The organism is Pseudomonas sp. StFLB209 (assembly GCF_000829415.1).
In the GTDB taxonomy this organism is placed as follows: domain Bacteria; phylum Pseudomonadota; class Gammaproteobacteria; order Pseudomonadales; family Pseudomonadaceae; genus Aquipseudomonas.
On sequence record NZ_AP014637.1, the window covers coordinates 5,138,643 to 5,159,455 of the forward strand.

The following is a 20,813-nucleotide window of genomic DNA, read 5'->3' on the forward strand; positions in this document are numbered from 1 at the left end:
TCGCACATGTTTGATAACGACCCATCGCAGTCCGGCGCGAACTTCGAGAGCACGCCGCTTTCCTCGGCGCTCGGCCGCGCCTGGCTTGAATGGCTGAGCTTCTGGCAAACGCGTGCCGACACCCTCGCAGCACAGGATCAGACCGCTCAGGTGGCTGAACAAGTCAGCCTGATTGCCCGGCGTCTGTGGCGTAGCGCCTATGCAGCGGTAGGTGAGGCGCAGGGCGATCAGGCCAAGGCAACACTGTTCGCGTTTGTCGCTGTGGTCGACGAGTTTCTGCTGTTTACTTCGTGGGCAGGCCAGGCAGCCTGGGTCGAGCAACCGATGGAAAGCAGGCTGTTCAAGACGCGCATGGCCGGTGATCGGCTGCCACTGGAAATCAAACGGGTACTGGACAGTCGCGATCCTGCCCTGCGTGATCTGGCCAATGTCTACCTGCTGTGCCTGACGCTGGGCTTTCAGGGCCGCTTGCGCAACGGCAACGGCAAGGCGCTGCACGAGAAATGGCGGCGCGCGCTGTTTACCTTCAGCCGCCAGCGCCCGCCTTCACTTGATCAAGTGCAGTTGCAGATGGAGCGGCTCGGCGCCCGACCGGCACAACAGATGCCACAGCGCAGTAGCATGCCCGATGGTTACCGACTGGTACTGGCCCTGACCCTTGGCCTGGTGTTGCTGATCGGCCTGGGGCAAGGCCTGTGGTGGGATGTGAGGCAACATCTGGAAGCGAGTCTGGGGCAGCCGAGCACGGAGCAGAGCGAGTGATGAGTACTCTGGATCTGATTCTTGTCGGCATTATTTTGCTGCTCATCCTGTCGGCCGTGATCTGGAAGTTTTCCAGCATGCACCTGAGCGGCGCCAACCGCAGTTACTACAACGCCCTGCGTGAGTGGGAACAGGCGCTCGGCGTCAATGATCGCTACGAAACGCCATGGACACTGATGGTCGGCGACGACGAGTTGGCCACCCCACTGCTTAACGGCTGGGGCCTGCAAAGCAGCGCCCGGCCGGCCTGGTTTGGACGCTGGTGGTACGGCCCGGAAGGCGCAGTGCTGGTGGTGCCGAATGCCTTGTTCAACCATGGCGAAAACGCCAGCGTGCAGCTCAAACTGTGGCGTCAATTGCTCGGCCTGCTGGTTCAGAGCCGGGCGCGCCGACCACTGGATGCGGTGATCTGGCTGTGCGCACTGGACCAGCTGACCGACAGCCAGGCTACCGCGACGACCGGCGCGGCGGCCCGCCGCAAGTTCATCGACCTGCAACAGCGCCTGGGCTTGAGCCTGCCGGTGTACATGGTCGCCAGCGGTGGTGAAGGCGTTCCGGGGTTGGTGGATCTGGTCAACATCCTGCCCACCACGACCGAAGATCTGCCACTGGGCTGGACCTCACCGTACGATGCGCAAACCCGCTGGAACCCCGGCTGGATCACTCAAGCGATCAGCCAGATGCAGACCGCTCTGGCCGACCTGATCCTGGAGTTGGGTACGCTACGCGGTGAAATCCATGCCGATCTTTTTCAACTGCCTCAACACCTGCACGCGCTGCACGACCCGTTGCAAGCGTTGTGCGACTCGGTGTTTCAAGGTAACGCACTGGGCGAGGCGCCGCGCTTGCGCGGGATTTGGTTCTGCGTTGCAGCCAGTGCGGTTGCGCGTGCCGCCCCGGCCGAAGCCGACCTGTTTGCCGAGATCGCCGACCAGCCCGCTGAGCCGCCGCTGTTCAGTCGCCGGTTGTGGCGCCAGCGCATCACTGCCGACCAGGGTCTGGCTCAGCCGATCGGCCGCATCCTGCAACTGCGCCAGCGCTGGCAGCGGGTGGTGGGCGTAGGCGCACTGCTGTTTGGCGTGCTCTGGGCATCAGGCATGCTCTGGGTCTGGCATGCACGCAGCGCCGACGCAGAGCGCCTGGCGCAACTGCTCAACGACGATCAGGCGCTGGTGCCCCAAGGAGAGGACGATGCCCGGGCGCGCCAGCGTATCAACAGTTTTTGGCACGTTCTGAGCACCGCACCGCGCTGGCACCTGGGCACGGTACTGTTGCCTGGCTCGCGGCTTTATGGCCTTGATCAGAAGCTTGATCATGAACTGCAGCAGCGTGCCGCGCTGCAAATGTTCGGCCCCGTCCGCCAGCGCCTGCAACGCGATCTTGAACAACTGGTCAACGATAACAGCGATGCTCATAACGATACGGGCAATAGCGAAAATGCCTGGCAACAGGCCCAGCAGATTGTCGAGCAGGCCCAGGATCTGGAACGTCGCACTCGCCTGTTCAATCAGAGCCTGAGCCTGAGCGAGCGCCCACTGGACGATATCGCGCAACTGGCCAACGAACTGTTCGGCCTGAGCCTGCAGAGCAAGAGCCTGAGCAACGAAGCGCTGTACCAACGTATTTTGAGCGATCCTCAAACCGCTCTGGCACGCCCTCTGGACCTGGACACCGCCAAGGCCGCCGTTGCCCGGCGCTATCAACAGAGCATGCATCAGTGGCTCGACGGCCAGTTCTCCAGCACCGACTTCAGCCAATTGTCGCAACTGCTCAACCTGCATCTGGGCAAGCTGCAATCAGGCCAGCGCAGCAGCATGAGCGAGCTTGAGCAGATCGACTCGGCGATTGGCCAATTGCGCCAGGTGATCAACCATACCAACGCGGCATGGAGTCAGGGTTCGGCGGTCGAACTCACTGCCGCCTATAAAGAGAGCCTGCAGCGCGCCCGACAAAGCAGCCTGATCGGCCCGGCAGTGGTCGAGCAGATCGAGCAATACGCCAAACGTACCAAGCGAACGTTCAAAGACCACTGGCTGGACCGTGGCGATCAACAGCAAAGCTTGTTGCACCAGCAGGCGGGCGGCACCCTTGCACTGCAAAGCAATCTGGAAAAGCTTGATCAAGGCATCGAAAACCTGCTGCGCGAAGACTTCGCCCAGGCCGCCCTGAACAACAGCGGCCTCTCGTTACAGAACGGCGAAGGCTTGCGCAACATCGACAGCAGCAGCCTGGGCGCCGCCTTGCAGTACCATGCCAGCTATCAGAGCTTTCTTGATCAGCAGGTTGCAGAACTGCCAGCCGCCTACCGCAAAGGACTGCTGGCTTCGGCCCGTGCCGCGGCCAATCTGGCCATGTGGCAACGCTTGAGCACGCGCGATACGACGTTAAGCTGGAGCGCTGCCGGCACCCAGCGCAACTTCGATCTGCCGGTGGAAAAGGCCTTGCAACTGATGCAGGCACTCGCCGATGTGGGTGACAACCATCAAGTCGAGCTGCTGCGCCAAGAGTTCAATCGCCGCGCCCTGAATGACATGCAGCGGGCCACGGCAGACCTGCAGAACATGCCCATTCTCAACTCACCGATCAACTTCGCCGCCTGGGATGGAACTCGCAACCTGGCCTTGCGCAGCTTTCGCGAGCCGGATGTGCCTAACCTGCAGCAATCGATGGCTCGTCAGTTCCGGCTCATAATCGACACCCTGCAACAGATCACGCCAGCCATTGACTGGATCAACACCCAGCGATCATTCCTGTCAGGCAGCGACCTGGAATTGGCTGAAAGTATCAGTGACACCATTGCGTCGATGAAAAAATACAGCGAACAGAACCCGACCAGCCCGGCGCTGATGTACCAGCAACTGGTGGCCCGCGAGTTCAACGACATGGACCTGGGCAATTGCAGCAAGACGCTCGCGGCCGCCGCGCTGCCCCAGGAGCGCGGCCGCTTCGCGGTATTGGCGCGGCAAACCTGGGAGCAGGCCCGTCAACGCTGCGCCGCACTGCAGAATTACACCGCTGCGGTGGCTTGGCAGCAACTGGCGGTTTACTTCAATACCTACCTGGCTGGACGCTTTCCATTCAGCAACAAACAAAGCGCGGTAGATGCCAACCCTGACCGGGTGCGCGAATTCCTCGAACTGGTCGACAAGTACCTGCCCGATGCCTATAACGGGCTGCAAAACAATATCTCCAGCAATAGCGGACAGGCCGCCGATTTCCTGTTCAACCTGCAACAGGCACGCGCCTGGCTGGGCCCCATGCTGATCCGTGACAAGGAAGGTTTGCGCGGTATGGACGTCGAGGTGCGCTGGCGCACCGACCGCGAAGAAGAGCGCGGCGCCGATCAGGTCATCGAATGGAATATGGAAACCGGCTCGCGCCTGGCCAGCTACCCGGCCGAGAGTATCAGCCACACCAACTGGACAGTTGGCGAGCCCGTGCGGCTGAACCTGCGTTGGGCACAAGGCAGCAGCCAGCGCCCACTTGATGACGCCACGCAGGCAGCACTGAGCGTATCCGGCCTGAGCGCCAGCTGGACTTACGAGGGCCCATGGGCGCTGCTACGCCTGATTCGCAGCCATCAGGCCATCAATCATTTCACTGCTCGCGACAACGCCGACCGGCCACTGGCGATCCAGTTGCCATTGCTGACGCCAAACCGCAACAGCGGCGCCTTGATGTTCTTGCGCTTCTCACTCAAGGCTGTCGGTGGCAAACAGCCTCTGATACTGAGTGAGTTGCCGGTTCGCGTACCGCCGTCACCCTACCCTGTCATCGACCCGTTACCCGAGCCGATCACCGCCGAGTTCAAGCCATGACCGATACACACTCCCTGGACAGCCTGCGCGAACAATTGGCGCAGTTGCTTGCCGCGATCCCCGGCGAAGACCCCACCGGCCCCAGCCTGCAGGACTCGCCCGAGATAGACCGGCTGCGCGAGGCACGCCGTGAAGATGATGCGAGCCTGCCCATGGGCGTGTGGGAGCACGCCCTCAAGCGCAGCAATTGGCCCAATGTCGAAGCCATCACCAGCCAACTGCTTGCCACCCGCAGCAAGGATCTGCTGCTCGCCGCCTGGCTCGGCGAAGCCTGGCTGCACAATCACCGCCTGGCCGGGTTATGCGCCGCACTGGAGCTGCTCGTCGAGCTGGGTGAGCGCTATGGCACCCGGCTACATCCACGTTCTGGCGATCAGGACCCCAGCTGGCTGGCGCCACCGCTGGCCTGGGCAGCACGCAAGTACAGCGAGATACTCAATGTGCGCATGCCGATGCTGGACGTCCAGCTTCGTGACCGAGAACCACTGACCCACTCTCAATGGCTCCAGGCACAGAAACAGGTCCGCGTCACCGGTGACAATAAACGCGCCCAGGCTCAAGCCAAAGAAGCCGAAGTCATCTTGCGTGGCTGGGCCGAGACGGTTCTGCAAGTGCCAGCCCGCGAAATCGCCTTGCAGGTCGACATGCTCACCACCTGCCTGCTCAATCTGGAGCGCCTCAACCGCTGGAGCGACCTGCACCTTGGTGAAGAGGCCCCCAGCCTTATCATCCTGCAACATGCACTGGAACAGCAGCGACAGGCCCAACAGGAATTTCTCGCCATGCACCCTGAGCCCGCCCCAGCGCCGGTTATCCAGCCGGCAGCGGCAATCTCCGAGCAAGCGTCCGCGGCACCTGAGCGCGCCGCTGAAGTCGCCGCGATGGGTCCTCCCCAGTCCCGGGAGGCCGCCTATCAACAACTGAAGGTTATCTCCGAGTACCTGGCACGGATCGAGCCGCACAGCCCGGTGCCGTATCTGATTGACCGGGGCATCGAATGGGGCAACAAGCCCTTGCGCGACCTGCTGGGTGAACTGGTCAATGCCGATGTCGATACCCGGCGGATCTGGTCGGTACTGGGGGTGTTGCCGTAAGCCTTGCGCCCGCACCAGCCCTTGCACTTGCTGGCGCGGCTGTCTTGCTTAAGCGATTAGGACAGCGTTTGCAGTGCTTTTGAGGCTTCAGGCAAATCATTGGCATGCACAAAGCACAGCTTGTTGCCCTCCGGGTCGCGGCAGTACGCGCCGTAATAATCGGGCGCGTAGTGCGCGCGGATCCCGGGCTCCCCTTCGCTGACAGCCCCCAGCGCCACGGCCGCCTCCCAGGCATCCCGCACCTGCTGCTGTGAAGCCGCCGCAAAGCTGACCTGCACGCCGTTGCCCCAGGTCGCCGGCAAACCATTGAACGGCAATTGCACATAAAAAAACGGCCAGCCGCTACCGGGTTTATGCCAGCCGGCCCCCGGTGGTCCGTTATCGTCGGCGTCAGGGGCGCGAACCAGCCCGAGTGGAGCGAGGACTGCGTCGTAGAAGGCGATCATCCTCGGCAAGTCACGGGCGCCGATCTGGATATGGCTGAACATGCGACCTCCTTTTTTATGGGGTGCTCGAATCGACCCAGTACAAGTCAGCGGCTGGCCCGCTCAGCCAATCACCAACTGCGGCTCACAGGTCACCGGGAAATTCACCGAACGGGCAATGAAGCATGTTTCATGGGCCGCATGGTGCAGCTCCAGGGCTTTGTCCAGATCACTGCCCGGCGCCAGGGTTACCGTGGGTCGCAGCACTACCGAGGTGAATTGCCCGGCACCGTCGGCCTGCTCCAGCATCACGCCCTCAGCGTTGTCTTCATACGCCTGGACCACAATGCCGGCGCTGGCGCACAAGCCCAGGTACCAGAGTTTATGGCAGGCCGACAACGAGGCGACCAACAAGTCCTCAGGGTTCCAGCGCGCCGGATCGCCGCGAAAGGCCGGGTCAGAAGAGCCGTCGATGCCACTGAGCTTGCCAGTCGCTTCGATCCGGTGATCGCGGCTGTAGCTGCGGTGAGCAGAGGTTCCAGTGCCCTGATTACCGGTCCAGGTCACTTTGACTTGGTACTGATGTTGTTTGTCGGCCATTAGCGGACTCCTTGTATAGAGAATGCACAGGGTGGCTGTTTCCGGCCGATCCAACAAGAGGCTGACTCAACCCTGCCTTGTCAGCCTCCCAACCCGCTCTTGAGCCAGCTATATAAATTCACCCCCTCCCTGGACAACTGCCCGTCCGCCCGCCGACACAGGCAATAGGCTCGCCCGTCATCGAGTGTCAGATCCGACAGCTTGACCAGTTCCCCGCTATCACGCAGCCCGGTAATCAGTGGCTCGCGCAACAACGCGCAGCCCAGGCCGTTCTGCGCCGCGCTCAACGCCAGCTGTCCATCCTCGAACAGCAGCCCTTGCAAAGCCGCCGGATGCTTCACGCCAGCACGGTGAAACCATTGCGCCCAGGTCCCGCGCTCTTCGTCGTGCAGCAGCGGTAATTCGCTAAGCGCCTGCAGCGAATCGAACGGGCCATGGCGCTGGTAGAACTCGCGGCTGCACCAGGGCGTCACCGCGCCGGACATCATCGGCTCACTGTGATAGCCCGGCCAGTGGCCGGTGCCGAAACGAATGGAAATATCGGCCGCATCGCTCGGGTAACTACGGTGGTTGGCGTAGGTGACATTGACGTCCACCCCCGGGTTATCGGCAAGAAACTGCGCCAATCGCGGAATGAACAGGTTGATGCCGAACATCGGGATCAAACTGATAGTCACCTGGCGAGCGCTCGACTGCTCTCGAACATGATCGGTGGCGCTGCGCAGCACCGCGAACGCCGAGCGAATGGCGCGGTAATACTCGCGGCCATCATCAGTGAGAATCAGGTTACGGCCCTGCCGCGAGGTCAGCGGCTGGCCGAGAAACTCTTCGAGCAGACGCAACTGGTGGCTGATGGCCGAAGGCGAAATGTCCAGCTCGCGGGCGGCGGCGTTGACCCCGCCATGGCGGGCGAAGGCTTCGAAAGTTCGCACTGCACGCAGTGGAGGGTCACTATCAAACTGTTCTAATTTATTCATGTATTGAGCTTAACCCGATTCAACCTGCTTGTGAACACTCAATATTTACTGAGATAAATCGATAATTGATTCCATATCGAAATCACTTATAACCATATGAGTTTTAGATATTTGATAAATTTAGAATAATTACCTACTGTGCCGCCTTCGCTCTCCCGCGCTTGAACCAAAGGCTTTTCGCTCTTCATGGATACCTTCATCCAGCAACTGCTCAACGGCCTGGTGCTTGGCAGCCTGTATGCGTTGATCGCACTGGGCTACACCATGGTCTACGGAATTTTACGCATCATCAATTTCGCCCATGGCGATCTGTTGATGATTGGCGCGCTGGTCGGCCTGTCAGCCATTCACCTATTGCAGGCCATACTGCCCGGCTGCCCGGACCTGCTGGTACTGGCTATCGCCACGGTGGCGGCCATGGCAGTCTGCGCGGTGCTGGCCGGGCTGATTGAGCGCGTTGCCTACCGCCGCCTGCGCAACGCGCCACGGCTGGCACCACTGATCAGCGGCCTGGGCGTGTCGTTGCTATTGCAGACCGTCGCCATGCTGATCTGGAGCCGCAACCCGCTGATGTTCCCTCAGCTCTTGCCGCTGGACCCGATTGAGCTCACCGCCGGCAGTGAAGACAGCGCCCCGGCAATCACCAACCTCACGGCGATTGCCACTGTGGCCATCGCCGCGACGGTGATGGGCGCCCTGCTGTTGCTGGTCAACCGCACCCGCCTGGGCCGTGCCATGCGCGCCGTGGCAGAAAATCCACAAGTCGCCAGCCTGATGGGCATCAACCCCAACACCGTGATCGTGCTGACGTTCGCAATAGGCGGTGCGCTGGCCGCTCTGGCCGGCGTGATGATGGCCAGCAATTACGGCAATGCACATTTTTATATGGGCTTTCTGCCGGGACTCAAAGCGTTTACCGCCGCCGTACTCGGCGGTATCGGCAACATCAAGGGCGCGATGCTCGGCGGCATTCTGCTGGGGCTGATCGAAGCGTTGGGCACCGGCTACCTCGGTGAACTTACCAATGGTGTATTCGGCAGCAACTATCAGGACGTGTTCGCGTTCATGGTGCTGATCGCCGTGCTGGTGCTGCGCCCCAGCGGCCTGCTCGGTGAGCGGCTGGCGGTGCGCGCATGAGCCCGATCATCAGCCGCGTGATCAACTTGCCACGGCGCGCCAGCCCACACCTGGGTGTGGTGCTGTTCGCCACTGCCCTGCTGCTGGCGCCCTGGCTGGCCGGGTATGCCGGTGGCAACGCCTGGGTGCGCACGCTGGACTTCGCCCTGCTGTACATCATGCTCGCCCTGGGCCTGAACATCGTGGTCGGCTACGCCGGCTTGCTGGATCTGGGCTTTATTGCCTTTTACGCGCTGGGCGCCTATCTGGCAGCGCTGTTGTCTTCGCCGCACTTGCTGACCCAGTTCCCGGCGCTGGCGGCCGCCTTGCCGGACGGCCTGCATACCTCAATCTGGCTGATCGTGCCGTTGGCCGCGTTACTCGCCGCGGGGCTGGGTATCGTGCTTGGCGCGCCGACCCTGCGCCTGCGCGGTGACTACCTGGCTATTGTGACGCTGGGCTTTGGCGAGATCATCCGCATCTTCATGCGCAATCTTGACCGGCCGGTAAACATCACCAATGGCCCGAAAGGCATCGCCTCCATCGAGCCGATCCAGTTGTTCGGCATGAACCTGGCGCGCACCCAGGAAATATTCGGTTGGCGTGTGCCATCGGTGCACCTGTATTACTACCTGTTCGCGGCGCTGGCGGTTCTGATCATGCTGGCCTGCCTACGCTTGCAGGATTCGCGGATCGGTCGCGCCTGGTTGGCGATTCGAGAGGACGAAGACGCAGCAGCGGCCATGGGCCTGGACACCAAACGCCTGAAATTGCTGGCCTTCGCCATCGGCGCTGCGTTCGGCGGCATTGGCGGCGCACTGTTCGCCTCGTTCCAGGGCTTCGTCTCGCCAGAGTCATTCACCCTCAACGAGTCGGTGGCGGTGCTGGCCATGGTCGTGCTTGGCGGCATGGGTCATGTGCCTGGGGTGATCCTTGGCTGCGTGCTGTTGGCCGCCCTGCCGGAGGTGCTGCGCTCGACCATGGGCAGCTTGCAGATGAGCCTGTTTGGTGAAGTGCTGATCGATCCGGAAATCATCCGTCAGTTGTTCTATGGCCTGGCGCTGATCCTGGTGATGCATTTCAGACCGACCGGTCTATGGCCAGCCCAACGGGAGGTCAGTCGATGAGCAAACCACTGCTGGAGCTGCGCCATGTCAGTAAACACTTTGGCGGCGTGACCGCCGTGCAGGATGTCAGCCTGGCGATTCAGGCGGGCGAAGTGCACGGCCTGATTGGCCCCAATGGCGCAGGCAAAACCACCTTTTTCAACCTGATGACCGGCTTGTACCGCGCCGACAGCGGTCAGTTCAGTCTCGACGGCGAACGTTACGAGCCGTCATCGGTGCACAAGGTGGCACAGGCTGGCATCGCCCGAACCTTCCAGAACATCCGCCTGTTCGGTTCGATGACTGCGCTGGAGAACGTTATGGTTGGCCGCCACGTGCGCACCCGCAACGGCGTGCTCGCCGCCCTGCTACGCCATCGCCGCGCCCGCCAGGAAGAAGCCGAGACCCGCGCCATTGCCCGTGACTGGCTGGCTTACGTCGGCATCGGCGAACTGGCCGAGCGCCGCGCTGACACCCTCTCCTATGGTCACCAGCGGCGCCTGGAAATCGCCCGCGCGCTGGCCACCGAGCCACGCCTGCTGGCACTGGACGAACCGGCGGCAGGGATGAACCTCTCGGAAAAGCAGCAACTGCGCGAGCTGCTGGACAAGATCCGCCGCGACGGCCGCACCCTGCTGCTGATTGAGCACGACGTAAAACTGGTGATGGGCCTGTGCGACCGCATCACTGTTCTCGACCACGGCCAAGTGATCGCCCGCGGCACGCCGCAACAGGTGCGTGAAAATCCGGCAGTGATCGAGGCCTACCTGGGAGCCGGCAGCCATGCCTGAAGCCTTGCTGCAAATTCGTGACCTGTCGGTGCACTACGGCGCCATTGAAGCGGTCAACGCGCTGAGCCTGAACGTGGCTGAGGGCGAACACGTGACCCTGATCGGCGCCAATGGTGCAGGCAAGACTTCGACCCTCAAGGCGCTGACCGGCCTGCTGACAGCGAGTGCGGGCACCATTCATTTCGACGGCCAGCCGCTGCACAGCCTGGGCGCCCACCAGCGCCTGCAACGCGGGTTGGCCATGGTGCCGGAAGGTCGAGGCGTGTTTGCGCGCATGAGCGTGCTGGAAAATCTCCACACCGGCGCCTACCTGCGCCGCGATACGACAGCCATAGCCGACCAGATCGAACGCATCCTCGACTGGTTCCCGCACCTGCGCAGGCGCCTGGAGCAACCGGCCGGGCTGCTGTCCGGCGGCGAACAACAGATGCTCGCCCTGGGCCGCGCACTGATGTCGCGCCCGCGCCTGCTGGTGCTGGACGAACCGTCCATGGGCCTGGCGCCGGTGATGGTCGAAAAGATCTTCGCAGTGATCTCTGAAGTGTGCCGCAGCGGCATGACCCTGCTGCTGGTGGAGCAGAACGCCCGGCTGGCGCTGCAAGTGACCGAACGCGGCTACGTGATGGACAGCGGGCGTATCACCCTTCAAGGCGCCTCCCGCGAACTGCTCGAAGACCCGCAGGTGCGCGCCGCCTACCTTGGAGAATGATGATGCTTGTAGGAGCCAGCTTGCTGGCGAAAAGGTCAGCAAGGTCACAGCACCTATATCGCCTGACCCGCCGTCTTCGCGAGCAAGCTCGCTCCTACATAAACACGCGCTCAAGATTGAATTAAAACCCGCGCTACCGGGCAGCCGGCGTGTACCTAATAGCAATGATCAAAGGAACTTCACCCATGCAGTACTCGACCCTTTTCAAACGCGCCACCGCTGCCGGTCTGTTACTCGGCAGCCTGACCTCAGCTATCGCCCAGGCTGACCAGACCGTCCTGATCGGTCTGGCCGGCCCGCTAACCGGCCCGTCGGCGCGGATCGGCAAGGACCTGGAAAACGGCGCGCAACTGGCCATCGACGCGGCCAACGCGCGCAAGCCGAAAATCGCCGGCGAAGCGGTGACCTACAAGCTGGTCTCCGAAGACGACCAGTCCGACCCGCGCACCGCGGTCACCGTCGCCCAGCGTCTGGTCGATGCCGGCGTGGTCGGTGTGGTTGGCCACTGGAACACCGGCACCAGCATCCCGGCAGCCCGCGTGTATCACGATGCAGGCATCGCCCAGGTGGCACCGGTCGCCACCGGCCACGGCTATACCCTGCAAGGCTTCGACACCAGCTTCCGGGTCATGGGCCATGACGATGACGGCGGTCAGGTCGCCGGCCAATATGCCCTGCAAAACCTCAAGGCCAAGCGCATCGCCGTGCTCGACGACCGCACCGCCTTTGGCCAGGGCCTGGCCGATCAATTCGTCAAGTCGGTTGAAGCCGGCGGTGGCAACGTGGTGGCCCGCGAGTTCGTCGACGACAAGACCGTCGACTTCAGCGCCGTGCTGACCAGCATCCGCAGCAAGAACCCGGACCTGGTGTTCTTCGGCGGCGTCGACGCCCAGGCCGCCAGCCTGGCACGTCGTCTCAAGCAACTGGGTATCAAGGCGACCCTGATGGGCGCTGGCGGCTTCGTCAGCCAGACCTTCCTCAACCTGGCGCAAAAAGACGGCGAAGGCGTCACCGCCCTGGAGCCGGGTCTGGCCGTCGAGCAAATGCCCGGCGGCAAGGATTTCGATCAAAGCTACAAGCAACGTTACAAGCAGCCGATCGAGCTGCACGCACCGTTCGCCTATGACGGCGTTGGTGTGCTGATCAATGCCCTGGAAAAAGCCGATTCCCTTGATCCAAAGAAATACCTGCCGGTGCTGCGCGCCAGCGAGTATCAGGGCGTAACCGGCACCATCGCGTTCGATGCACAGGGCAACCTGAAAAACCCGACCTTTACCGTTTACCAGGTGAAGGGCAACAAGTGGGAACCGGTCAGCGTAGCCGGCGGCAAGTAAAAACTGCTGCGCTCGGCCAGGCGGCGTTGAAAACCGGCTCGCAATGCTCAGGTACTTCAGTACATTGCGCTTGCTCGTCGGTTTTCGCCTTGCCTGACCTTCGCTCGCTACGTTTGTACCCTGTAATACCGTGAAGAGGAGAACCACTATGAGCGCTGCACAAGGCGAAATGGGCATTCTGGCCCGGCGCCGGATCGAAGCCGAGATCATCAAGCCAATCTACGAAATCCTGGTCCGCGACTACGGCAAGGACAAGGCCCAGGCGGTGATTGGCGAGGCGGTTGGCCAGGCGGCGGTCAAGGCCGGCCAGCATTTTGCGGCCAAGGAACCCAACGGCCCGGACCTGGCCGGTTTCGTCGCCCTGCAAACGCTGTGGGAGCAGGACGACGCCTTGAAGGTTGATGTGATTGCCAGCGATGCGACCCATTACGACTATGACGTGCACCGCTGCCGCTACGCCGAGATGTACCACGAGATGGGCCTGGGCGAGATCGGCCACCTGCTGTCGTGTGCCCGTGATGAATTGTTCATCGTAGGCTATGACCCCAATGTCGAGCTGACCCGCACCCAGACCATTATGCAGGGCTCGTCGCATTGCAATTTCCGCTACAAGGTAAAAGACCAATGAGCCAGGCACCGCGTATCAACGGCCAACGCCTGTGGGACTCGCTGATGGAAATGGCGCAGATCGGCGCCACGCCCAAGGGCGGCGTATCACGCCTGGCATTGACCGAAGAAGACCGCATTGGCCGCGACCTGTTCAAGCAATGGGCCATCGAGGCCGGCTGCACCGTCAAGGTCGACGCCATGGGCAATATGTTTGCCCGCCGCCCCGGCCGTGACGACAGCCTGCCCCCGGTAGTGACTGGCTCGCACGGTGACTCGCAACCGGCTGGCGGCAAGTTCGACGGCATCTACGGCGTGCTGGCCGGGCTGGAGGTGGTGCGCAGCCTCAACGATCATGGCATCGCCACTGAACGCAGCATCGAAGTGATCAACTGGACCAACGAAGAAGGCTCGCGCTTTGCCCCGGCGATGATTGCTTCGGGGGTTTATACCGGGGTATTTGACCTCGAATACGGCCTGTCGCGCACAGACGCCCAAGGCGTAAGCATCGGCCAGGCGCTGCAGCAAATCGGCTACGCGGGCAACGAACCCATGGGCGGGCGCGACATCCATGCCGCGTTCGAGCTGCATATCGAACAAGGCCCGATTCTGGAAGCCGAAGACATCACCATTGGCGTGGTCAGCGGCGCGCAGGGCCAGCGCTGGTACGAAATAGAACTGCACGGGCGCAGCGCCCACGCCGGCACTACACCGATGAACCATCGCCTCGACGCCCTGCTCGGTGTGGCGCGCATCGTCGAAGCGGTCAACGCCATGGGCCTGGCCCAAGGCGATGAAGGTCGCGCCACCGTGGGCTGGGTGCAGGTTTACCCGAACTCGCGCAACGTAGTGCCGGGGCGCGCGTTGTTCAGCGTCGAATTCCGCCACCCGGACGAAGCGGTGCTGGAGCAGCTGGACGCGCAATTGCGCAAGGAAGTCGCCGATATCGCCGCAGCCACCGGCCTGGGCCATGAGCTCAAGCAGATCTTCCAGTACGCGCCGATTGCCTTTGACGCGGCTTGCGTCGATCAGGTGCAGCGCGCAGCAGTGGAACTGGGCTACAGCCACAAGCGAATGATTTCCGGGGCCGGCCACGACGCCTGTTACCTGAGCCGGGTGGCACCGACCGCGATGATCTTTGTCCCTTGTGTCGATGGGCTGAGCCATAACGAGGCTGAGCATATTCATCCGCACTGGTCCGAGGCCGGGGCGAATGTGCTGTTGCAGGCGGTGTTAGCCAAAGCCAACGAGCATTAAGACTCTGGCAGCGCTGTGCGCTATCGCGCAGGAAACACAGAACCCTGTAGGAGCAGCTTTAGCGGCGAAGCTTTCGCGGCTAAAGCCGCTCCTACAATGCCGATCAACCCTGCCAGTTGCCGCCTTCGACAATCACGTCTTCAGGTTTGGTGTCTTCAGCCAGTTCCTTGCGCACATACTGGTCGTACAGTTTCAGCAGGTACTTGTCCTGGCCGAGTTTGGCAAGTTCGGCATTGACCCAGTCACGCAGTTCGATATTGCCTTTTTTCACCGCCGGAGCAATCGGTGCTTCGCCGCCGAGCTTTTCCGGCAGGGTCCGGTAGCCGGGGTTCTGTTTGGCCCAGCTGAACAGCACCAGGTTGTCTTGCGCATAAGCGTCACCACGACCGTTGGCCAGGGCTTGCAGCGACTCGGAGTTTTTCTCGAACTTGAGCAGCTTCCAGTCCGGATGGTTCTTGGTCAGCCACACGTCAGCGGTGGTGCCAGTGGTGACGATGATGGTCTTGTCGGCCAGGTCATCGAGCTTTTGCACCGGGCTGTTATCCGGCACCAACGCCTGCACCGCGACCTTGAGGTTCGGGTTGGTGAAGTCCACCGCTTGCTTGCGCTCCGGGGTCACGGTCATATTGGCAAGGATGATGTCGACCTTGTCGCTTTGCAGGAACGGAATCCGGCTGGCCGGCTCGACCGCAACGAATTCGACCTTGTTTTCATCACCGAGCAGTGACTTGGCAAACTGGCGGCCGATATCGGTATCGAAACCAACGTACTTGCCCTTCTCATCGACAAAACCGAATGGCGGCTTGTCGGTGAACACGCCGACGATCAGTTTGTCGCGGGCCTTGATCTTGTCCAGGTAACTGGCCGGTGCCGGAGCAGCCGCCTGGGCCGGTGCTGCCGCAGCGGGCTTGGCCGGTTTGTCGCCATTGCCGCAACCGGCTAACAGGCCCAGGCTTAGCAATGGCAACAGCAGTAAAGAACGCGCAGATTTGAATGTGGCAGTGCTCATAAGGATGTCCCTTTATCTAGGCAGCTTTTAGATAGCCTCTGCGCGGGCATGGCTGGCCTTGCCCGGCAGGGATTCAACGTAAGAGAACTTCTCCAGAAACTGCTGCGCACGTGCGCTCGAAGGATGGGTGAAGAAAGACTCCGGATCACGCTGTTCAAGGATGCGCCCGGCCTCCATGAACACGATGCGGTCGGCCACAGCGCGGGCAAAGCCCATTTCGTGAGTGACGATCAGCATGGTCATGCCGCCCCGTGCCAGGTCGAGGATCACCTCCAGCACTTCCTTGACCATTTCCGGGTCAAGGGCGGCGGTGACTTCATCGAACAGCATGACCTTGGGGTTCATGCACAACGAACGGACAATCGCGATGCGTTGCTGCTGGCCGCCGGAGAGCTGCCTTGGATAAGCATCACGCTTGTCGGCCAGGCCCACTCGCTGCAACAGGGCCTCGGCTTGGGTCCGCGCTTCTTTACGCTCGCGGCGCTGTACTTTCAGCGGGCCGAGCAGGATGTTGTCGAGCACGGTCATGTGCGGGAACAGGTGATAACTCTGGAACACCATGCCGATGTCCTGGCGCACCTTGCGCCAGTCGGTGCCCGCTGCCAGCAACTGCTGACCGGCAAAATGCAGCTCGCCGCCCTGCGCCTGCTCCAGGCCATTGAGGCAACGCAGCAAGGTGCTTTTGCCGCAGCCGCTGGGCCCGAGCACCACAATGACTTCGCCGGAGGCGACCTGCAGGTCAACCTCTTTGAGCACCTGGTTGCTGCCGAAAAACTTGTTGAAGCCCTTGAACTCGATCAGTGCGCTCATGCTTGTGTCCAGCGCCGCTCCAGCACGCGCGAGGCGACCGACAGCGGGTAACAGATAAAGAAGAAAAATAGAAACAGCGCGCCGTAGATCAGCACCGACTCATAGGTACGCTCGATGATCTGCTGGCCGACCTTGATGACGTCGACCACACCGATCAACACCGCCAGCGAGCTGGTCTTGATGATCCGCGTATAGATGTTGATGGTCGGCGGGGTCATGCGCTTGAGCGCCTGGGGCAGCAGCACATGGCCGTAAAGCTGCACCGCAGACAAGCCAATCGACAGCCCGGCCTCACGCTGACCTTTAGGCAGCGATTTAAGGGCGCCACGCGCCACCTCACCCACCTCGCTGGCACCCCAAAGGCTCAGCACCAGCACTGCGCACCAGAAGCTCGGAATGCTCAGGCCGAAGAAGATCGGCAAGCCAAAGAACAGCAGATACAACCAGACCAGCACCGGAATAGCGCGAAACAGCTCCAGGTAAATGCGCAGCAAAACGTTCAGCCAGCCGATCCCCAAGGTCGTCAGCGAGCCGTAAAGCACGCCGCCAGCGGTACTCAATACAATGCTCAACGCCGAGATCGACAGGGTTCGCGCCGCGCCTTCAGCCAGCAGCGGCAGCGACACCCACAGCAACTCAAGACCCGAACTGGCCATGTTGCAGCCTCCGTTCCAGGTAGCTGAGCAGCAATGACAGCGGCAGGAATAGCAGTATGCAGATCAGGGTCAGTACCGTGAGCATCTCGTAGGTCTTGTAGTACAGGGCGATGTAGCTCTTGGTGGTGTAGAGAATCTCCGGCACCGCCACGGCAGACACCACCGTGGTTTCCTTGAGCAGGAAAATGAAATTGGCGAACAGCGCCGGCAGGCTGAGGATTCCGGCCTGGGGCAGGATCACGTGGCGCAGCAATTGCCAATCCGACAGGCCGATGGAGCGCCCCGACTCCAGTTGCGCCGTCGGCACCGCCTCGATACCGGCACGCAGCACCTCAGTGAGGTAGGCGCCGCCAAGAAAGGTCATGGTGATGATCGCCGCAGCAAAGCCGGACACCTTGAAGCCCAGGGTCGGCAGTGCGAAATAAATGAAGAACAGCTGGATCAGCAACGGCGTGTTACGCGCCAGTTCCACATACAGACCGATCAGACGGCACAGCACCGGGGTGCGGAACATCAGAATCACGGTGTTGAGCAGGGCCACCAGCAGCGAGGTACAGATGGCGATCAGGCCGACCTGGAGCGTCACGCCAACAGCTTTCAGAAACGCCGGTAGCGTACTGAGAATAAATGCATAGTCGAGGGTCATTGCGAGGACTTATAAGCGAGCAGTATTGGCTTGTGGCCAGTTGCTTATAGCCTATAGGTACAAATAGCCTGCCTGGAAATAACGTTATCGACTAAGCATAGGCACAAAAATCTGCCATTCGTCGCCATAAGCGAGGCACGAGCGTGCAGCTTTCGCTAAGTCCAAAAAGGAATTAACACATGTAAATTCAGTATTTCTGGGTCTAACTGAAAGTCGCTACTGTAGCCCCACTTACCTCGCACTGAGTACGCACCATGCAAGCCACCGCTACCGTCATCGACTTCACCCTCCATCGCAAACGCCGTGAAGCACGCCGTAACGCCGAGTTGATGTGGAAGATGTATGCCGCGTGCTCCGGGCTCAACGCATGGACCCAGATGATGGCGCAACAGGATGTGCAGATCGGCAAGGCACGGCCATGAGCCTGCTGCGCAGCGCAGTGGCCGCGCAGGAAGCGCCGCCGCTGTCGACTGAATATGCGCCTGCCGACGAGGACCTGATCGGCGAGCGGGTGGCCCTTAACCTGCAACGTCTGCGCAGCAAACGGTATCTGTCACTCGACGCCCTGGCGCGCTTGAGCGGGGTCAGCCGCGCCATGCTGGCGCAGATTGAGTCCGGGCGCAGCGTGCCGTCGATCAAAGTACTGTGCAAGATTGCCAAAGGCTTGAAAGTCTCGGTGGCGGCGTTTCTCGAAACACGCGCCTTCGAGGGAGTCGAGCTGCTACCGGCCCGCGACAGCAAACGGCTGGTCAGCCCCGGCGGCCACTTTGTCAGCCGTGCGCTGTTCCCGTTCGACCGTTCACGCCAGACCGAATTCTATGAAATCCGCCTCAGCCCCCTGGCTGAAGAAAGCTCGCAGGGTCATGCCGCCGGCGTACAAGAGAACCTGGTGGTGACTCAAGGCGTGCTGGAAATCAGCGTCAATGAGGAGCGCTACCTGCTCTCCCCTGGCGATTCGATTCTGTTCTATGCCGACCAGCCGCACCGCTATCGCAACCCGGCAGACAGCGAAGCGGTGGCGTATCTGGTGATCAGCCATCCCGAGCAACTGGACTAAGCCTGTTGGAGCTTGCCCGCTGCCACGGCGCCACTGGAGCAGCTTTAGCTGCGAAAGGCTTCGCAGCTAAAGCCGCTCCTACGGGCCATATTCGGGTATCTAACCCTCGCCCTTGAAAGCCGTCATGTCCTGCAGGACCATGCTCAACAGGCGGCTGGCACCCACGCTCAACTGACGGCCCAGGCGGCTGATCAGGTGAGTTTCCGGGGTGCTGAAGATCTCGCTCTCCAGCGGCAACGCCACCAACTGACCATTGCGGATCTCGTCTTCCATGATAAAGATCGGCATCAAGGTCACTCCACCACGCATCGAAAACCGCTTGAGCATGGCGAAGGTGCTGCAAGTCAGCGTCGGCGTCAGGGTTAACCCCAGGCGGTGTTCGGCCTGGGTGACGATCTGGCGAATCCCGTATGACACCCCAGGCAACGCCAACCGATAGCTGTCCAGCCCCTTGAGCGGCAATGGCTCGGTTTGCTGCGCCAAGGGATGCTCCGGGCTGACCGCGACGCACACCGGCTGGCGGGTATGTGCATGGGAGCGGATCTTGGGGTCGGTGGGCGGGTTGAATACCAGGCCCAGGTGAGCTTCATCCTCGACGACCTGGCGAATCACTTCGTTAGTGCCACACACGTTGACCTGCAGGTCGATGCGCGGGTACTGCTCGGAGAACCGGCTCAGCGGCGCGACCAGGCCATCAATAAAACCCTCGCCGATCGCCAGCACCACCGAACCGCTCTGCAAGCCACGCAATGCCTGCAGTGAATCGAGCAACACCTCCTGTTGCGAGAGCCGCTGACGGTAGTAAAGCAAGACCCGTTCACCGGCCTCGGTGGGCTTTACTCCGCGCCGATGGCGCTCCAGCAGCGGGCTGCCCAGTTCGTGTTCAAGCTGGGCGATCTGGCGGCTGACCGCCGAGGCCGCCACGTCGAGAAAGTCCGCCGCGGCACGCACGCTGCCCAGCCGTACGGCCTCGAAGAAATACAGAATGCGCCGATCCTGAACCAGACTCATAAGGCTCCTGTGTTGCTATAAAAGCAACAGAATTGGGTTTGACCGATTATTGCTGCGATGACTGAGGGCTGTCCATACTCGACCCATTGGCTTCATTCACTTCATTCATGATTTCGAATAACAGCGAGCGTGCGACATGACATTCAAGGTGGGCGTAATCGGGCTGGGCAATATGGGCGGCGGCATGGCGGCCACGCTGGCCGGCAAGGGATTCGATGTACGAGGCTTCGACCTGTCGCCTGCCGCATTGGCCCAGGCGCAGGACAAAGGCGTCAAGCCGGTTGCGGCACGTGACGAGTTGATCAAGGCCGTTGACGTGCTGATCCTGTCGTTGCCCAAGGCCGAGCATGTCGAGGCGGTGTGCCTGGGTGAGCAAGGCATCATCGAACTGGGCCGCGAGGGCCTGGTGGTGATCGACACCACCACCTCAACGCCGGAGGCCAGCCGCAAAGTGGCGGCGGCGCTGCGCGACAAAGGCATTGCGTTCATGGATGCACCAGTATCTGGCGGCCCCAAAGGCGCAGCCACCGGCAGCATGTCGATGGTCATCGGCGGCGACGAAGCAGACTTGGCCAAGGTCATGCCGGTGCTCGAAGCCATGAGCGGCAGCCGTGTGCACATTGGTAGCTGTGGCGCCGGCAACGTGGCCAAGATCGCCAACAACATGCTCGCCGCCGCGCACCTGATTACCACCGCCGAAGCCGTGAGCATGGCCGCCAAGGCCGGTGTAGACCCGGAAAAACTCCTGCAGGGCCTCAATGCCGGCTCCGGGCGCAGTGGCGCCAGCCAGGTGATGTTTCCGACCTGGGTGCTGAACAAAGCCTATGACTCAGGTTTCAGCATGGGCCTGATGCGCAAGGATGTGGGGCTGGCCAGCGATCTTGCAGCAAGTATGGATCTCGACCTGCCGCTGGCACGCACCGTTGCGCAGCTATGGCAAGACAGCAGCGCCACCCTGCCCGACGGCGCAGACTTCTGCTGCATCGTGCAGCGCACCGACAACGCCCTGTTTGGCCGTGAGGAATAAAC

General features: G+C 61.6%; 21 protein-coding genes. 13 read left to right on the top strand and 8 right to left on the bottom strand.

All coding sequences use genetic code 11. The features are described from left to right. Positions 1–6 precede the first annotated feature (6 nt). Genes PSCI_RS23070 through tssA form a run of 3 tightly spaced genes read left to right on the top strand, consistent with a single transcriptional unit; the run spans position 7 to position 5,674 of the window. The gene (locus PSCI_RS23070) at positions 7–762 is read left to right on the top strand and encodes a DotU family type IV/VI secretion system protein (RefSeq protein WP_045491494.1); all 756 of its coding nucleotides are present in this window, start codon (positions 7–9) and stop codon (positions 760–762) included. Beyond that, on the top strand, positions 762–4,580 hold the full coding sequence (locus PSCI_RS23075; RefSeq protein ID WP_045491497.1) for a type VI secretion system protein: 3,819 nt from the start codon (positions 762–764) through the stop codon (positions 4,578–4,580). Before PSCI_RS23070 ends, PSCI_RS23075 begins: the two co-directional genes overlap by 1 nt. After that, a complete protein-coding gene (gene tssA / locus PSCI_RS23080) occupies positions 4,577–5,674 on the top strand; it encodes a type VI secretion system protein TssA (RefSeq protein WP_045491499.1) in 1,098 nt (365 codons plus the stop codon). The genes PSCI_RS23075 and tssA overlap by 4 nt, the downstream gene beginning before the upstream one ends. Before the next feature lie 56 nt (positions 5,675–5,730). Here tssA and PSCI_RS23085 read toward each other — a convergent pair whose 3' ends face one another. From PSCI_RS23085 to PSCI_RS23095, 3 genes are all read right to left on the bottom strand, one after another. Further along, positions 5,731–6,162: a VOC family protein gene (locus PSCI_RS23085; RefSeq protein WP_045491501.1), complete on the bottom strand. Its 432-nt coding sequence runs from the start codon at positions 6,160–6,162 to the stop codon at positions 5,731–5,733. Positions 6,163–6,222: 60 nt separating this feature from the next. Beyond that, positions 6,223–6,699, bottom strand: coding sequence for an OsmC family protein (locus PSCI_RS23090; protein WP_045491503.1), 477 nt, complete (start codon positions 6,697–6,699; stop codon positions 6,223–6,225). 80 nt (positions 6,700–6,779) lie between these two features. Then, the gene (locus PSCI_RS23095; RefSeq protein ID WP_045491505.1) at positions 6,780–7,676 is read right to left on the bottom strand and encodes a LysR substrate-binding domain-containing protein; all 897 of its coding nucleotides are present in this window, start codon (positions 7,674–7,676) and stop codon (positions 6,780–6,782) included. A 186-nt stretch (positions 7,677–7,862) separates the two neighbouring features. Here PSCI_RS23095 and PSCI_RS23100 point away from each other — a divergent pair, with 186 nt between their 5' ends. The 7 genes from PSCI_RS23100 to PSCI_RS23130 all read left to right on the top strand — a co-directional run bounded on the left by PSCI_RS23100 (position 7,863) and on the right by PSCI_RS23130 (position 14,595). Beyond that, the gene (locus PSCI_RS23100; RefSeq protein WP_045491507.1) at positions 7,863–8,813 is read left to right on the top strand and encodes a branched-chain amino acid ABC transporter permease; all 951 of its coding nucleotides are present in this window, start codon (positions 7,863–7,865) and stop codon (positions 8,811–8,813) included. After that, positions 8,810–9,919 carry an ABC transporter permease subunit gene (locus PSCI_RS23105; protein WP_045491508.1) on the top strand — a complete coding sequence of 370 codons (1,110 nt, stop codon included), beginning with the start codon at positions 8,810–8,812 and terminating at the stop codon, positions 9,917–9,919. Before PSCI_RS23100 ends, PSCI_RS23105 begins: the two co-directional genes overlap by 4 nt. Then, complete coding sequence (locus PSCI_RS23110; RefSeq protein WP_045491511.1) at positions 9,916–10,689, top strand: ABC transporter ATP-binding protein; 774 nt, start codon at positions 9,916–9,918, stop codon at positions 10,687–10,689. Before PSCI_RS23105 ends, PSCI_RS23110 begins: the two co-directional genes overlap by 4 nt. After that, entirely contained in the window at positions 10,682–11,398 is a 717-nt protein-coding gene (locus PSCI_RS23115; RefSeq protein WP_045491514.1) for an ABC transporter ATP-binding protein, read from the top strand. The genes PSCI_RS23110 and PSCI_RS23115 overlap by 8 nt, the downstream gene beginning before the upstream one ends. 185 nt (positions 11,399–11,583) lie before the next feature. Continuing rightward, the gene (locus PSCI_RS23120) at positions 11,584–12,732 is read left to right on the top strand and encodes a branched-chain amino acid ABC transporter substrate-binding protein (protein ID WP_045491517.1); all 1,149 of its coding nucleotides are present in this window, start codon (positions 11,584–11,586) and stop codon (positions 12,730–12,732) included. 148 nt (positions 12,733–12,880) lie between these two features. Beyond that, positions 12,881–13,360 (top strand): L-2-amino-thiazoline-4-carboxylic acid hydrolase, encoded by a 480-nt coding sequence (locus PSCI_RS23125; RefSeq protein WP_045491520.1) that lies wholly within the window; start codon positions 12,881–12,883, stop codon positions 13,358–13,360. Then, complete coding sequence (locus PSCI_RS23130; protein ID WP_045491523.1) at positions 13,357–14,595, top strand: Zn-dependent hydrolase; 1,239 nt, start codon at positions 13,357–13,359, stop codon at positions 14,593–14,595. The genes PSCI_RS23125 and PSCI_RS23130 overlap by 4 nt, the downstream gene beginning before the upstream one ends. Before the next feature lie 103 nt (positions 14,596–14,698). Here the strand turns inward: PSCI_RS23130 and PSCI_RS23135 are convergent, their stop codons facing one another. The 4 genes from PSCI_RS23135 to PSCI_RS23150 are packed head-to-tail and all read right to left on the bottom strand — an operon-like array spanning position 14,699 to position 17,716. Beyond that, positions 14,699–15,604, bottom strand: a complete 906-nt coding sequence (locus PSCI_RS23135) for a transporter substrate-binding domain-containing protein (protein WP_045491524.1) — start codon at positions 15,602–15,604, stop codon at positions 14,699–14,701. A gap of 27 nt (positions 15,605–15,631) precedes the next feature. Further along, on the bottom strand, positions 15,632–16,414 hold the full coding sequence (locus PSCI_RS23140) for an amino acid ABC transporter ATP-binding protein (protein WP_045491526.1): 783 nt from the start codon (positions 16,412–16,414) through the stop codon (positions 15,632–15,634). After that, positions 16,411–17,070: an amino acid ABC transporter permease gene (locus PSCI_RS23145; protein WP_045491528.1), complete on the bottom strand. Its 660-nt coding sequence runs from the start codon at positions 17,068–17,070 to the stop codon at positions 16,411–16,413. Before PSCI_RS23145 ends, PSCI_RS23140 begins: the two co-directional genes overlap by 4 nt. Next, positions 17,051–17,716 carry an amino acid ABC transporter permease gene (locus PSCI_RS23150; RefSeq protein ID WP_045491531.1) on the bottom strand — a complete coding sequence of 222 codons (666 nt, stop codon included), beginning with the start codon at positions 17,714–17,716 and terminating at the stop codon, positions 17,051–17,053. Before PSCI_RS23150 ends, PSCI_RS23145 begins: the two co-directional genes overlap by 20 nt. Before the next feature lie 254 nt (positions 17,717–17,970). Here PSCI_RS23150 and PSCI_RS29575 point away from each other — a divergent pair, with 254 nt between their 5' ends. Both PSCI_RS29575 and PSCI_RS23155 read left to right on the top strand, forming a co-directional pair. After that, the gene (locus tag PSCI_RS29575) at positions 17,971–18,138 is read left to right on the top strand and encodes a hypothetical protein (RefSeq protein ID WP_173426699.1); all 168 of its coding nucleotides are present in this window, start codon (positions 17,971–17,973) and stop codon (positions 18,136–18,138) included. After that, entirely contained in the window at positions 18,135–18,773 is a 639-nt protein-coding gene (locus PSCI_RS23155) for a helix-turn-helix domain-containing protein (RefSeq protein WP_045491534.1), read from the top strand. The genes PSCI_RS29575 and PSCI_RS23155 overlap by 4 nt, the downstream gene beginning before the upstream one ends. A 99-nt stretch (positions 18,774–18,872) precedes the next feature. Here PSCI_RS23155 and PSCI_RS23160 read toward each other — a convergent pair whose 3' ends face one another. Further along, on the bottom strand, positions 18,873–19,784 hold the full coding sequence (locus PSCI_RS23160; RefSeq protein ID WP_045491536.1) for a LysR family transcriptional regulator: 912 nt from the start codon (positions 19,782–19,784) through the stop codon (positions 18,873–18,875). Positions 19,785–19,920: 136 nt separating this feature from the next. Here PSCI_RS23160 and PSCI_RS23165 point away from each other — a divergent pair, with 136 nt between their 5' ends. Further along, on the top strand, positions 19,921–20,811 hold the full coding sequence (locus PSCI_RS23165) for an NAD(P)-dependent oxidoreductase (protein ID WP_045491537.1): 891 nt from the start codon (positions 19,921–19,923) through the stop codon (positions 20,809–20,811). The last annotated feature ends 2 nt before the right edge of the window (positions 20,812–20,813 follow it).